The organism is Streptomyces sp. NPDC000878 (assembly GCF_053599695.1).
The window spans coordinates 285,424-299,154 of record NZ_JBSFMT010000002.1; the positions used below are offsets into that span (position 1 = coordinate 285,424).

13 protein-coding genes, 1 pseudogene and 1 riboswitch are annotated in these 13,731 nt (G+C 69.3%); of the genes and pseudogenes, 6 read left to right on the forward strand and 8 right to left on the reverse strand.

What is annotated here, in order from left to right:
- Nucleotides 1-125 precede the first annotated feature (125 nt).
- The 4 genes from ehuA to ehuB are packed head-to-tail and all read right to left on the reverse strand — an operon-like array spanning nt 126 to nt 3,127.
- The gene (gene ehuA, locus ACWDR4_RS03025) at nt 126-914 is read right to left on the reverse strand and encodes an ectoine/hydroxyectoine ABC transporter ATP-binding protein EhuA (protein WP_450403097.1); all 789 of its coding nucleotides are present in this window, start codon (nt 912-914) and stop codon (nt 126-128) included.
- Nucleotides 904-1,554: an ectoine/hydroxyectoine ABC transporter permease subunit EhuD gene (gene ehuD, locus ACWDR4_RS03030; RefSeq protein ID WP_450403100.1), complete on the reverse strand. Its 651-nt coding sequence runs from the start codon at nt 1,552-1,554 to the stop codon at nt 904-906. Before ehuD ends, ehuA begins: the two co-directional genes overlap by 11 nt.
- Nucleotides 1,551-2,219: an ectoine/hydroxyectoine ABC transporter permease subunit EhuC gene (gene ehuC, locus ACWDR4_RS03035; protein ID WP_450403102.1), complete on the reverse strand. Its 669-nt coding sequence runs from the start codon at nt 2,217-2,219 to the stop codon at nt 1,551-1,553. The genes ehuD and ehuC overlap by 4 nt, the downstream gene beginning before the upstream one ends.
- The gene (gene ehuB / locus ACWDR4_RS03040) at nt 2,216-3,127 is read right to left on the reverse strand and encodes an ectoine/hydroxyectoine ABC transporter substrate-binding protein EhuB (RefSeq protein ID WP_450403105.1); all 912 of its coding nucleotides are present in this window, start codon (nt 3,125-3,127) and stop codon (nt 2,216-2,218) included. Before ehuB ends, ehuC begins: the two co-directional genes overlap by 4 nt.
- Before the next feature lie 104 nt (nt 3,128-3,231).
- Here ehuB and ACWDR4_RS03045 point away from each other — a divergent pair, with 104 nt between their 5' ends.
- Nucleotides 3,232-3,744 (forward strand): DUF3830 family protein, encoded by a 513-nt coding sequence (locus ACWDR4_RS03045; RefSeq protein WP_450403108.1) that lies wholly within the window; start codon nt 3,232-3,234, stop codon nt 3,742-3,744.
- Here ACWDR4_RS03045 and ACWDR4_RS03050 read toward each other — a convergent pair.
- Nucleotides 3,725-5,137: an amidase gene (locus ACWDR4_RS03050; protein ID WP_450403110.1), complete on the reverse strand. Its 1,413-nt coding sequence runs from the start codon at nt 5,135-5,137 to the stop codon at nt 3,725-3,727. The genes ACWDR4_RS03045 and ACWDR4_RS03050 overlap by 20 nt on opposite strands.
- A 29-nt stretch (nt 5,138-5,166) precedes the next feature.
- Nucleotides 5,167-6,117: a D-2-hydroxyacid dehydrogenase gene (locus ACWDR4_RS03055; RefSeq protein WP_450403113.1), complete on the reverse strand. Its 951-nt coding sequence runs from the start codon at nt 6,115-6,117 to the stop codon at nt 5,167-5,169.
- A 182-nt stretch (nt 6,118-6,299) separates the two neighbouring features.
- Here ACWDR4_RS03055 and ACWDR4_RS03060 point away from each other — a divergent pair, with 182 nt between their 5' ends.
- The gene (locus tag ACWDR4_RS03060; protein ID WP_450403116.1) at nt 6,300-7,106 is read left to right on the forward strand and encodes a maleate cis-trans isomerase family protein; all 807 of its coding nucleotides are present in this window, start codon (nt 6,300-6,302) and stop codon (nt 7,104-7,106) included.
- Nucleotides 7,103-7,834 carry a maleate cis-trans isomerase family protein gene (locus tag ACWDR4_RS03065; protein WP_450403119.1) on the forward strand — a complete coding sequence of 244 codons (732 nt, stop codon included), beginning with the start codon at nt 7,103-7,105 and terminating at the stop codon, nt 7,832-7,834. Before ACWDR4_RS03060 ends, ACWDR4_RS03065 begins: the two co-directional genes overlap by 4 nt.
- 240 nt (nt 7,835-8,074) lie before the next feature.
- On the opposite strand, the gene ACWDR4_RS03070 is transcribed toward ACWDR4_RS03065, so the two are convergent.
- Both ACWDR4_RS03070 and ACWDR4_RS03075 read right to left on the reverse strand, forming a co-directional pair.
- On the reverse strand, nt 8,075-8,308 hold the full coding sequence (locus ACWDR4_RS03070) for a ferredoxin (RefSeq protein WP_329277623.1): 234 nt from the start codon (nt 8,306-8,308) through the stop codon (nt 8,075-8,077).
- 5 nt (nt 8,309-8,313) lie between these two features.
- On the reverse strand, nt 8,314-9,771 hold the full coding sequence (locus ACWDR4_RS03075; RefSeq protein ID WP_450403121.1) for an aldehyde dehydrogenase: 1,458 nt from the start codon (nt 9,769-9,771) through the stop codon (nt 8,314-8,316).
- Nucleotides 9,772-9,995: 224 nt separating this feature from the next.
- Between ACWDR4_RS03075 and ACWDR4_RS03080 the strand changes: the two genes are divergently transcribed.
- From ACWDR4_RS03080 to ACWDR4_RS03090, 3 genes and pseudogenes are all read left to right on the forward strand, one after another.
- Nucleotides 9,996-11,036: an MBL fold metallo-hydrolase gene (locus ACWDR4_RS03080; protein WP_450403123.1), complete on the forward strand. Its 1,041-nt coding sequence runs from the start codon at nt 9,996-9,998 to the stop codon at nt 11,034-11,036.
- A gap of 18 nt (nt 11,037-11,054) precedes the next feature.
- Nucleotides 11,055-11,170: riboswitch (cobalamin riboswitch) on the forward strand.
- 135 nt (nt 11,171-11,305) lie between these two features.
- Nucleotides 11,306-11,889: pseudogene (locus ACWDR4_RS03085) on the forward strand (prenyltransferase/squalene oxidase repeat-containing protein); the annotation flags it as partial.
- A gap of 139 nt (nt 11,890-12,028) precedes the next feature.
- A complete protein-coding gene (locus ACWDR4_RS03090; protein WP_450403125.1) occupies nt 12,029-12,988 on the forward strand; it encodes a hypothetical protein in 960 nt (319 codons plus the stop codon).
- The last annotated feature ends 743 nt before the right edge of the window (nt 12,989-13,731 follow it).

Below are 13,731 nucleotides of genomic sequence, written 5' to 3' on the forward strand. Positions count from 1 at the left end.
ATAGCCGTCAAGGGGCTTACGTGGAGGGGGCGTTGACGAGATTGTTCGCTCGGGTCGTGGCCTCTCAGCAGGCGCGTGTTCACTTGGCATATGCCGTTGGCATTCGGGGCGCCTCTTCGGCGCGGTCAGAGCACCGCGCTGAGGAATTCGCGCGTCCTGTCCTCCGTCGGATCGCTGAAGATCTTCTCCGGCGGACCCGACTCGATCACATGGCCGGAATCGAACATCAGCACTTGGTCGGAGATGTCCCGGGCGAAACCCATCTCGTGGGTCACACAGAGCATCGTGATGTCGGTGGTGCGGGCGATGTCCCGCAGCACGTCGAGGACGCCCGCGACCAGCTCGGGGTCGAGCGCCGAGGTCACCTCGTCGAGCAGCAGCACCTGCGGGCGCATGGCCAGCGCCCGCGCGATCGCCACCCGCTGCTGCTGCCCGCCCGACAGCCGGGACGGCCGCTCGTCGCACTTGTCCGCGAGGCCCACCAGCTCCAGCAGATCGCGCCCGCGCGCCTCCGCCTCCTCCTTGGACAGGCCGAGGACGGTGACGGGTGCCTCGGTGATGTTGCGCAGCACGCTCATGTTCGGGAAGAGGTTGAAGTGCTGGAACACCATCCCGATCTTCTTCCGCACCTCGCGGACCTGCTTCTCGGGCGCCGGGAACAACTGCTCCCCGCCGACGGTGATCGTGCCCTCGTCGGGCTTGGCCAGGGTCATCAGCAGCCGCAGGATCGTCGTCTTGCCGGACCCGGACGGACCGATGAGCGTGACATGCCGCCCCGTCTCGACGGAGAGGCTCAACTGGTCGAGGACGGTCTGCTCACCGAACCGCTTGGTGACTTGATCGAGGCGGACCAGCTCAGTGGGAGTCTCGGGGTTCTTCTCGGTGTCAACGGTGTCAACGGTGTCAACTGGCAAGGCGGCGCTCCAGAGTTCGTACGAGGAGGGAGGCGGGAAAGGAGATCAGGATGAAGGCGATGCCGATCACGGTCAGCGGCTCGGTGAACTGGAAGTGCTCCTGGGAGAAGAGCCGCGCCTCACCGAGCATCTCCAGCACGGTGATCGTCATCAGCAGCGGTGTGTCCTTGAGCATCGCGACCACGTAGTTGCCGAGCGCCGGTACGACCCGGCGCACCGCCTGCGGCAGGACCACCGACGTCCAGGTCCGCCGCAGGGGCAGGCTGAGCGCGGTCGCCGCCTCCCACTGACCCGGCGGCACGGCCTCGATGCCGGCGCGGTAGACCTGCATCGTGTACGTCGAGTAGTGCAGCCCGATCGCGATGACACCGGTGGTCAGCGCGGAGGCGGCGATGCCCCACTCGGGGAGCACATAGAAGAGGAAGAACAGCTGCACGAGCAGCGGGGTGTCCCGCACGAACTCCGTGACCACCCCCACCGGCCAGCGCACCCAGCGCGTCGGCGTCCGCATCAGCAGCGCCCAGACCAGCCCCAGCGTGAACGAGATCAGCGATCCGAGGGCCAGCGCCTGGAGGGTGACGAGCAGCCCGTCCCAGAAAAGCGGCATGAAATCGCGTACGGCGCCCCAGTCCCAGGTCATGCGGCACCTCCCGTCGGCTGCCCGGCCAGTTGCTGCTTCAGCTGTTTCTCCAGCCCGCGCATGACCCGGGTGAGGAGGAAGGCGATCACGAAGTAGATCAGCAGGATGTACGTGTAGATCTCGGCGCTCTGCTGCAGCGCGAGCCGCACCAGATTGCCGCTGAAGGCCAGATCGCCCATGCCCATCACCGACACCAGCGCGGTGCCCTTGAGCAGCTCGATCAGCAGGTTGGAGAAGGAGGGGATCATCTCCGGCACCGCCTGCGGCAGCAGGATCAGCCGCAGTCGCTGCCCGGAGGTGAACCCGAGCGCGATCCCGCCCTCCTGCTGCGCGGGGTCGACGGCGCTCAGCGCGCCGCGCACGATCTCCGAGCCGTACGCGCCGTAGGTCAGCCCGAGTGCGAGCGTGCCCGCCCACATCGGCACCAGCTGCCAGCCGAAGGCGGGCGGCAGCACGAAGTACACCCAGAAGATCATCACGAGCGCCGAGGTGCCACGGAACACCTCGGTGCAGGCGCCCGACAGGAAGCGCACGAACCACAGCCGATGGGTCCGCGAGATCCCCAGGACGAAGGCGACGACGGCGCCCAACAGGGCGCTGAACACGAGGAGTTGGATCGTGACCCAGACCCCCCTGAGGACTATTTCCCAGAGTCCGGAGGTCATCCGCGACACAGCTCCTTCGCGGTCAGATCGGTCATCTCGTCCTGGGTGAAGCCGAACGGACGCAGGATGCGGTACACCTCGCCGCTCTTCTTCAGCCTGTGCAGCTCGACGTTGAAGGCGTCCCGGAGCTTCGTCTCGGTCAGCCGGAACGCGAACGCGCCCCCGTCGACCCTGGGCTTCCCGTCGATGATCGGCGCGAAGGCGTCTGCGGCCTCCGCCTTGCGGGAGTTCTTCGCGACCAGCCGGACGGTGACCGCCGTACCGGAGAACGCGTCGACGCGTCCGGCCTCCACGGCGTTCAGCCCGGCCACCTGGTCGGGCACGATGAGAAGATCGCTCTCCTTGTAACCGGCTTCGACGGCATGCTGGATCTGCGCATATCCGGTACCGGTGGCGAGCTTGGCCTTCTTCTCCACCACGTCCCGGTAATTGTGAAGATCCTTGGGATTTCCCTTGCGGACAACGAAAGAATCGAGCATCTGGTAGTCGGGGTCGGCGAAGAGAACCTGCTGGCAGCGTTCCGGATTGACATACATCCCGGCGGCCACGACATCGAACTGCTGTGAATTCAGCCCGGGAATGAGCGACCCGAACTCGGTGGGCACGGGCTGGACCCGGTCCACCCCCAGCCGCTTGAAGATGACCCGCGCCAACTCGGGCGCCTCACCGGTCAGTTCACCGTTCTTGTCGATGAATCCCTGGGGGATCTCACCGGCGATACCGAGCCGTACGACGCCCTGCGCCCGCAGCCGGTCGAGGAGGTCACCGCCCTCGACGCCGGAGGCCGCGGACACCCGACTGCACCCCAGGGTGCCGAAAGAGCCGACCGTCCCCAGGGTGCCGAGCGCCGCTACCCCCGCGAGCAGCGACCGGCGTCCTATGTGTGGTGGTGCGATTGATGGAGCCATGGCCGCGCGGCTACCCGAGAGCACACGAGTTATGCACGGGGGAATACGAGACGGCATGGGAGAGGGCATGTGAGAAGGCATGCGACAGGGCATGTGGGGAAGGCATGGAAGGCATGGCTGACGATCGATACATCGAAGTGTCACTGGCCGCCCGGGGAATCCACTGCACGGCGAAACTCCTGACCGACCGTGCCCCCATCACGTGCGAGACCGTGTGGAATGCCCTGCCGCTGTCAGGTGACGTCTATCACGCCAAGTACGCGCGCAACGAGATTTACGCGCTCTTCCCGCCCTTCACGGAAGCCGAATCGGAACCGCCCCTGGAAAATCCGACAGTTACCCCGATCCCCGGAGATCTCTGCTATTTCGCGTTCGCGGGGGCGGAGCTGGGCACGAAGTCGTACGGCTACGACCGCGAGGTCGGCCCCGGCACGACCCTGATCGACCTGGCCCTGTTCTACGAGCGCAACAACCTGCTGCTGAACGGCGACGTGGGCTGGGTGCCGGGCACGGTGTGGGGCGAGGTGGTCGAGGGACTCCCGGAGATGGCGGCAGCCTGCAACGACCTGTGGCGCTCGGGCGCGGCGGGGGAGACGCTCAGCTTCCGCCGGGCCTGATGGCGGAAGGGCCGAGTGCCCCTTCGAGGGCGTGCGCGGCCCGCAGCACCAGATCGTCCCGGTGCCGGGCCGCGACGATCTGCAGCCCGACCGGCAGCCCGTCCCCGTCGACCCCCACCGGGAGGCTCGCGGCGGGCTGCTGCGTCATGTTGAACGGGTACGTGAACGGAGTCCACCCCGTCCAGCGCCGCAGCCCCGACCCGACAGGCACCTCGACTCCCGCCTCGAACGCGGTGATCGGCAGGGTAGGCGTGACCAACAGGTCGTAGGACTCGTGGAACAGCCCCATCCGCCGCCCGAGTTCCATCCGGACGTCGACCGCGGCGAGATAGTCGAGGGCGCTGACACGCCCGCCCAGCGCCCGGATCTCCCGCAGCCCGGGATCGAGCAACTCGACCTGTTCCGCCCCGAGTCGCTGGGTGACCCGGGCCGCCCCGCTGAACCACAGGGTGTGGAAGGCGTCCAAGGGGTCGGTGAAATCGGGGTCGGCCTCGGTGACGTACGCGCCGAGTTCCGCGAGCCGCTCCACCGCCCGCCGGACCGCGCCGGCCACTGCCGGACGCACCGCGACCTGACCGCCGAAAGAGGGTGAGTAGGCGACCCGCAGCCCCCGCACCCCGCCGGAGAGGGAGTCGAGGAACGAACCGGAGAGCGGCCCGAGGGCGGACCAGTCACGGGAGTCGGGCCCGCCGATCACGTCCATCAGCAGCGCCGCGTCCGCCACGGTCCGGGTCATCGGCCCGACATGCGCGAGCGTCCCGAAGGCGCTGGCGGGATACAGGGGGACACGGCCGTACGTCGGCTTCAGCGCGAAGATCCCGCAGAACGCGGCCGGGATACGGACACTGCCCCCGCCGTCCGTCCCGAGCGACAGCGGCCCGGCGCCCAGCGCGACGGCGGCGGCACTCCCGCCGCTCGACCCACCGGCGGTGCGCGAGGTGTCGTACGGATTGCGGGTGACGCCGGACAGCGGCGAATCGGTGACGCCCTTCCAGCCGTACTCCGGGGTGGTCGTCTTGCCGAGAAAGACGGCGCCGTGCTCGCGCAGCCGGGCGGTGGCGGGCGCGTCCTCACACCAACTCCCGTTGGCGTCCACGGACTTGGAGCCGCGCAGGGTGGGCGTACCGCGCAGCAGGATGATGTCCTTCACAGACGTGGGTACGCCGTCCACGAGTCCGAGGGGCTCACCGCGCCGCCACCGGTCGGCGGACTCGCGGGCCTGCGCGAGCGCGCTGTCGGCATCGATCCGCACGAACGCGTTGACGGCGGGCTGGAGTTGATCGGCCCGTTCCAGGGCGGCACGGGTGGCGTCGACGGGGCTGAACTCGCCTTTGCGATAACCGTCCAGGAGTCGGTTGGCGGTGAGGTCGGCAAGCTCGGTCGGCTCGGTCATCGTTCGCCCTCCGGTAGTGCGTGTGCGTGTCAGTGCCCCGGTACGTACCCACGCCGTTTGTCGACCACATTGGTCAGCGTCTTCCCGGCCTCCCACCGCTCATACAACTCGACGAACTGCGTGCTGAGTTCATCGCGCCAGCCCACGGTGTCGCCGCTCATGTGCGGGGAGACGATGAGCCCGGGCGCGTCCCACAAGGGACTGTCGGACGGAAGCGGTTCCTGCTCGAAGACATCGAGCGCGGCGCCCGCGATCCACCGCTTCGACAACGCCTCGGCGAGCGCGGGCTCGTCGACGAGCTGTCCCCGGCCGACGTTGATGAAACGTGCCGAGGGCTGCATGACGCCGAAGCGGCGGGTGTCGAACATGTGGTGGGTGTCGGCGGTGAGGGGAGCGGCGGAGATCACCCAATCGGCCCGTGCCATCAGCCGGTTGAGGTCGTCGGGCCCATGGATCCCGGTACGAGGAGTACGCCCGACGATGGCGGTGGTCACCCCAAGCACCTTCAAGTACTGGGCAATTGCCCGCCCGATGGGCCCGGACCCGACAACACAGGCCTTGGTCCCGGCGACCCGCTGGGACTCCCGATGCCGCCACTCATGCCGCTGCTGAAGCTGGAGAGTCCTCGGCAGATCTTTGGCCATGGCGAGGACGAGGGCGGCGACGTACTCGGCGATGGGCTGGTCGAAGATGCCCCGCGCGTTGGTCACCACGGTGTCGGACGCGGCGAGTTCGGCACACATCAGGTGGTCGACGCCGGCGCTCGCGGTGTGCACCCAGCGCGGACGCGCCCCCTCGCCCGGCCAGGCGGCCCGTACGGCGTGCGAGGTGAAGTCCCAGACCAGCAGGACGTCGGCGTGCGGGAGTTGCCCGGCGAGAGTCGTCTCGTCGGCGTGCACGATCCGGGCCCGTCCGGTGAGTCTGCCGAGGCGGGGCGGCGGGTCGGCGTCGAGGACGAGGAGGGTGGTGGGCGCGGGCATCGGTAGCCGTTCCGATCGGGGACGCTGCGAAGACGTTGGGAGAACGCTGGGGGGAGGCTGGGTGGCCGGACGTCTGACATGCGCGGATTGACCACGCTCGCAAACCGAACCTACCTTCGTCAACACGGACGCGCGTACGGTCCGTTGCCCCGTCGTTCCTCGCTGTGAGGCCGGTGCCTGTTATGGATGTGTCTTTTCTCGGTGGACCCCGCCCGCAGCGTGGCGTAGGCGTGGTGGCCCCCTTCGATTTCGCCCTGGACCGCGAGCTGTGGCGCTGGGTCCCGGCCGAGGTCTCCCTCCACCTCACCCGCACCCCGTACGTCCCCGTCGAGGTCAGCCTCGACCTGGCCCGTCTGGTCAGCGAACACGAGACACTCGGCGACGCGGTACGCACCCTCAACGTCATCGCCCCCGAGATCGTCGCCTACGCCTGCACCTCGGGCAGTTTCGTCGGCGGTGTCGCCGGTGAGCGGGCGATGTGCGAGGCGATGACCAGGGCGGGCGAGGTCGCGTCGGTGACGACGTCGGGCGCGCTGCTGGAGGCACTGACGGAACTCTCCGTACGCCGTGTGGCTCTGGTCACCCCCTACACGGTGTCGGTGACGCGGGCTCTGGAGGAGTACGTGGCCGAGGCGGGCGTCACGGTCACGGGATGCGCGTTCATGGGCCTGACCCGCCACATCTGGAAGGTCCCGTACCGAGCGGTGGCGGACATGGCGAGGCGGGCGGTAGGGGAGGGGCAGGCCCGGCCGGACGCACTGTTCATCAGCTGCACGAACCTCCCCACGTACGACGTCATCGCACAGCTGGAGGCGGAACTGCGTATCCCGGTGATCTCGGCCAACCAGGTCACGATGTGGGCAGCGCTGCGTCGACTGGGTACCCGGGCGGTGGGGCCGTACCAGGCGCTGCTGGACGAGAAGGCACGCGCATGGCCCCAGGAGCACCAGGAACAGCACGAACAGCAGGAACAGGAAGGTTGGACATGACGGCACTCGGATTCCTCTACCCGGGCCACTCCGCCGAGGACGACTACCAGCGCATCGAACACCTGCTCGGCAGCGACATCCGGCTGGACGTGATCCACACGGACATCGGCGAGGACGCGCACCGCGTGGACGCCCTCCTGGAGATGGGCTCGGCGGACCGCCTCGCGGCGGGCGTGGAGGAGCTGCGGCTGTGCGGCGCGGAGGCGGTGGTGTGGGCGTGCACGAGCGGCAGCTTCGTGTACGGCTGGGAGGGCGCCCAGGACCAGATACGCACCCTCGCCCGGACGGCGGGCATACCGGCGTCGTCCACCTCGCTCGCCTTCGTGCACGCGGTGCGGGAGCTGGGGGTACGGAGGGTGGCGATCGGGGCGACGTACCCGGAGGACGTCGCGGACCTGTTCGCGGAGTTCCTGGGGGCGGCGGGGGTGGAGGTGACGGGTGTCAGGGGCGCCGGGATCATCACGGCGGCGGAGGTGGGGGAGTGGGACGAGGAGGACCTGCGATCCCTGGCACAGCAGTCGGACGCCCCGGAGGCGGAGGCCCTCCTGCTGCCGGACACGGCCCTGCACACGGCATCGCACATAGAGAAGCTGGAGCACCAGTTGTCGAAGCCGGTCCTCACAGCAAACCAGGTAACAGTCTGGGAGGCCCTGAGGCTGACAACCCGCAAGGTGAACGCCCCCACGCTAGGCACCCTGTTCACAAGGGAACCGCTGGCACAGGCATAACCCCACTGGCCCCGCCGCCCCTACCCATTCCCATCCCTGGGGGCTGCGCCCCCAGACCCCCGCTATCGGCCTGAACGGCCTCGTCCTCAAACGCCGGACGGGCTGGGTATTCAGCCCGTCCGGCGTTTGAGGACAAGGCCCGTTCAGGGCCGTAGCGGGGGTCTGGGAGCGCAGCCCCCAGAAGGATGGGACGGGTAGGGGCGGCGGGGGCGAGACAAACCCGCCTCGCCCGGCGCACCCTTACTCCTCCGGAGGAAACACCGGCTCCCCACCCCCCAGCAGCGTGATCATGATCGCCTCCACCGGGCAGTTCTCCGCCGCTGCCAGTACCTTCTCGTTCGCGTCCGTGTCCGGTTCCACCGGGTGGGACTGCATCCCGGTGTCGAGGCGGAAGCCGTCCGGGGCCCGGTGGACGCACTGGGCCGAGCCGATGCACAGCGAGCGGTCGACCTCCACGTGCCAGCGGTCGCCCATGGCCGCTATCCCTCCCAGCCGGCCGGGAGATGGATCATCTTGTGCTCCAGGTACTCACCGAATCCTTCCGGGCCGAACTCCCGTCCCAACCCCGAGTTCTTGTAGCCGCCGAACGGACCGAGCATGTCGAGGCTGAAGGTGTTCACCGAGTACGTGCCGGTACGGACCTGCCGGGCGATCTCGATGCCGTGGGCGACGTCGGCCGTCCACACGCTGCCGCTCAGCCCGTAGTCGGAGTCGTTCGCGATCTTCACCGCCTCGGTCTCGTCGCCGTACGGGAGGAGGCAGATGACCGGGCCGAAGATCTCCTCGCGGGCGATGCGCATCGAGTTGTCGACGTCGCCGAAGAGGGTCGGTTCGACGTACCAGCCACGGTCGAGGCCGGCCGGGCGGCCACCGCCGGTGAGGATCTTCGCGCCCTCCTCCTGACCGATACGGATGTAGTCGAGGTTGCGCTGCTGCTGGCGCCGCGCGACGAGCGGGCCGACCTGGGTCGCCGGGTCGAGCGGGTCGCCGACCACCAGCGCGCTCGCGGCCTGGGTGAAGGCGTCCGCGAACTCGTCGTAGCGGGAGCGCGGGAGGAGGATGCGGGTCTGGGCGACGCACGCCTGGCCGTTGTTCATCCAGGCGGCGGAGACGATGCCCGGGACGGTGGTGTCGAGGTCGGCGTCGGGGAGCACGATCGCCGCCGACTTCCCGCCCAACTCAAGCGTGACGCGCGTGAGTTGGCGGGCCGCCACCTCCATCACGCGCTTGCCTGCCGCGACCGAGCCGGTGAAGGCGACCTTGTCGATGCCGGGGTGCCCGACGAGGTACTCGCTCACCTCGCGGTCGGCCGGGAGGATCGACAGCACGCCTGGCGGCAGTCCGGCCTCCTTCGTTATCTCCGCGAGGATGTACGCGTCCAGGGGCGACTCGGGCGACGGCTTGAGGACCACCGTGCAGCCGGTGAGCAGCGCGGGCGCGAGCTTGGCCGCCGCGACGAACTGCGGGACGTTCCACGGGACTACGGCCGCGACGACCCCCACCGGTTCACGCCGGACGAGGATCTTCCCCAGCACGCCGTCGCGTGACTCCTCGTACGGGAAGTCGCGCGCGACGGTGATCGCCGCGTCCCACACCATCATCGCGCCGAGGGCCTGGGCGAGGATGCTCCAGGAGTACGGGGAACCGTTCTCGGAGGAGATGACGCGGCCGATCTCCTCGTACCGTGCGGCGATCCCGTCCTTGATGCGGGTGACGACGGCGAGCCGCTCGTCGAGGGTCAGGCGCGGCCAGGGTCCCTCGTCGAAGGCGGTGCGCGCGGCGGCGACGGCCCGGTCGACGTCGGCCGTCGAGGCGTGCGGCACCCGGCCGATGACCTCTTCGGTGTGCGGGGAGATGACCTCGATGACGTCCTTGCCGAGGGGGTCGGTGAACTCCCCGCCGATGAACAGCTGTCCGTGTTCCACGAGTTCGGTCATGGCCGACTGCCTCCCCGGGGACCGTCTCTGACGGTTCGTCAGATAGATACGGAGACAGTTACCAGTTCCCTCCCGAGGAGTCCACAGCCCTCACACCACCACACACCACTACGCGGTAAGTGACTTGGGCTCCCATTGAAACTGGTTCTAGTTATAGTTGCCGGGCAGTCGACCGCAGCCGACCACAGCTGACCGCCATGCGGCCGGGGGAATCGGGGGAGCCCATGACACACGTGTCGACGACGCAGGTGACCGATCACGGCGGGGGCGTACGGTCCATCCGGGTCCCGATCCCGGACAACCCCCTCGGATACACGCTGGTGTACCTCGTCGACACCGACAGCGGACCGGTGCTCGTCGACACGGGCTGGGACGACCCGCTGTCCTGGGACACCCTCGCCGAGGGCCTGTCGGCGTGCGGCACCTCGACCGGCGAGATCCACGGCATGGTGATCACCCACCACCACCCGGACCACCACGGCCTGTCGGGCCGGGTCCGTGAGGTGTCCGGGGCGTGGATCGCGATGCACGAGGCCGACATCTCCCTCGTACGCCGGACCCGGGACAACCGCGCCGAGCGCTGGTACTCGTACATGACGGCGAAGCTGGCGGCGGCCGGAGCCCCCGAAGCGCACGTGGACACCCTGCGCAAGACCCCTCTCGGCACCCTGCCCGGCTTCTCACCGGCGCTCCCCGACCGCGAGATCGTCCCCGGCGAACTCCTCGACCTCCCCGGCCGCCGACTGCGCGCGATCTGGACGCCGGGCCACACCCCCGGCCATGTCTGCCTCCACCTGGAGGAAGCCCACCCAGCCCAACTCCCGGGAAACGGCCGCCTGTTCTCCGGCGACCACCTCCTCCCCGGGATCACCCCGCACATCGGCCTGTACGAGGACCCGGACGACACGACCATCGCCGACCCCCTCGGCGACTACCTCGACTCCCTGGAACGCGTCGGCCGCCTCGCCCCGGCGGAGGTGCTCCCGGCCCACCGCCACGCCTTCCCCGACGCGACGACCCGCGTACGGGAACTCCTCGACCACCACGACGAACGCCTCGCCGGCCTCCGCGCCCTCCTCACCACTCCCCTCACCCCCTGGCAGCTGGCGGAACGCATGGAGTGGAACCGCCCCTGGTCCGAAATCCCCCCGGGATCGAGGAACATCGCGGTCTCGGAGGCCGAGGCCCACGTCCGCCGACTGGTCAAGCTCGGCCAGGCGGAGGCGGTGACGGGGACCGAGCCGGTCACGTACGTGGCGGTGTGACCTCGGTGCCGTTTTCACAGGCCGGTACAGTGGCCAGGTCGTCATCACACCCGTACGGGGGGAAGCCGGTGCAATTCCGGCGCTGACCCGCAACCGTGAGCAGCCCGGTCACCGGCCGGGGCTGTGAGCCGGATTGCCCCGCACGGACCGTGACCGGCTCGCGTCACCGGCGGTCCGCCGGTGTACGGCACCGTCGAGGCATACGGAGCCGAGCCGCCCGGGGTGTCCCGTGCTGCCCGTCTCCCCGCGGGGAGAGGCATCCGCCGATCATGAATGTCCGCCGCAGCGCCGCGGTTCCGGCCGTCATCGCCGTCGTCGTCTCCGTCATCGCCGGGGCTGGCCGGCGTCCGCCGCCTCTCCGTCCCCCTCCTCCGCCCTCCCCTCCGGGCTGTACGGCACCGCCGATCCCACCTACGACGGCGTCTGGCGCCAGCCCCTCGCCCTGCTCGCCCAGGACACCGTGGGCGTGAAGCCCGCCGCGTCGGCCGTGGACTGGCTGGCCGGGCAGCAGTGTGCCGACGGTGGCTTCGCGGCCTTCCGCGGCGACACCGGCTCGGCCTGCGGTGCCAAGACCCTCGTCGACACCAACAGCACCGGCGCCGCTGTCCAGGCACTCGCCGCCCTCGGCGGGCAGGACGCCGTCGTCGGCAAGGCCGTCACCTGGCTGAAGTCCGTGCAGAACGCCGACGGCGGCTGGGGGTACGCGGCCGGCGGGGCCAGCGACGCCAACTCCACGTCCGTGGTCGTCGGGGCCCTCGCCGCTGCCGGTGAGAAGCCCGACGGGGTCGTGAAGGGTGGCAAGCCGCCGTACGACCTGCTGGTGAAGTTCGCTCTGCGAGGTCCAGCGTCTGGCCAGTGTCCGTGACCTTGGCCGTGGTGAGGTTCGCGATGCGCGTGCGGGGCTGGCCATAAAGGAGGACCAGGCAGCCGGCGACGCGGTCGACGGTGGAGAGTTCCGTGTCGTGCAGGAATCGCCGGCTCAGGCTCCATCGTTGATCCGGTTCCGGCAGTGCCTGCTGGCCGCGGGTGCTGCGGCGAGTGGGTATGGCGACGCCGTGTGCGTGTCCGCGGGCCACACTCCAGACGAGGAAGTCGCGGGCCCCGAAAGCGACGGTCTCGTTCGAAGCGAGCCATCCGTCTATGTCCTGCTGAGTGCAGGCGGACAGACATGTGCCCTGCTCGCGGAGCCAGCCGAGCAGCCGGATCGCAGCCTTGATGTCGGTCTGGACGGTGACGATTTGGCTGTGGTTGAGCGGACGCCGGGCGGCTCGCCGCCGCAGGCGGCGCATGTGGAACCAGACCGAGAAGTGTCGCAAGTCGCGTCGCTCCTCGATGACTTCGACCTGTTGAAGGGCCTCCTCGAGCCATTGCTCGAAACGGGTGAGGAACTCGTCTCGCTCAGGAAGCACGCCGTTGGCGACCAAGGCAGCGCGGAGGAAGCACACTGCCTTCGAGGGAGGCACGTCGTCGAGCGTGTCGTGCGTGACCGGGCCGGAGCCGGAGGCGAGGGCAGACAGCAGACGCCGAGGTCCGGGCCGGCCCAGCCAGAGCAGCAGGGAGGAGGGCTCGCTGCTGGTCAAGACGGTGACGACGGGCTCCAGGTGCAGCCGCATGGTGCTGGCGGGATCCGCGAGAAGACCGCGAAGCTGGCGGGTGGCGGCGCATTGAGCACAGAGCCCGTAGTGATGGAGGCGTTCGACGACGCCGCAGTCGACGCAGGCGGAGAACGAGACGGGATCGTTGGCATAGCAGCTCTTGCAGAGCGGCCCGCCGGGAGTCCGGCCGTGGACACGGCGGACCTCGCAGCAGGTCAGGCACGGTTCCTTGCGTCGGGCGCAAGGCTCGCAGAGAGCGGACCCGTCGTCGGCGCGGACCCAGACGGGACGGATCGTGCCGCAGCGGATGCAGGGTTCCTGATTGAGGCGGGCGGTGCAGTTCGGACAGCGCGGTGAGTCGCTGTCCGCGTGGTGGCAGGGCTTGTAGTCGCCGCAGCTGGAGCACGTCGCGAGAGGAGGCCGCCAGCATCGCTTGCAGACGGCGGCACCGTCCTGGCGGTTAGTGAGTAGGGCAAGGCGTCCGCAGCCGGTGCAGGTCTCGTGATTCACCGGATCACGGCGCATGCAGCGTGAGCAGAGCGGCGTCCCCTGGGGAGTGCGGGTGGCAATGCTGGATGGCTGGTGACAGCGCGGGCAGGACTGCAGCCGTGTCTGGTCGTAGCAGCGGCGGCAGCACCGCGCGTCGTCGCGCCGGAATCTCAACGCGACCGGGCGACGGCAGAAGGGGCAGGCCGGCAGGGCGATGTTGCGGGCTCCGTACTCGACCAGGGCCTCGATGAGCGCGATCACCCGCGTCGATCCATAGGCTCCTTGCCCTGACAGCAATTCAGGGTGGCGGGAGAGTTCGTCCGCGACCTTGCGGCACTGGAAGGGCTGCGGCACCGACAGCTCGACCACCCGGGCCAGCGCTTGATCATCCAGTCCGGTGTCGAACTTCTGCAGCATGTCGATGATCGCCTCGGCGCCACCGTCCTCGTCAGGCCGGTGCTGTTGACAGCGGGGACGGCCCTCTCGGTCCCAGGCGACGACCTGCAGCGTCTTTCCGCAGACGGCGCAGGGACGGCGGTTCCGTGCCCGCTGGGGGTCACCGCAGTGGGCACAGAGCCGTTTGTTCCCGTCGACCCGGCGCAGTGGGTTGT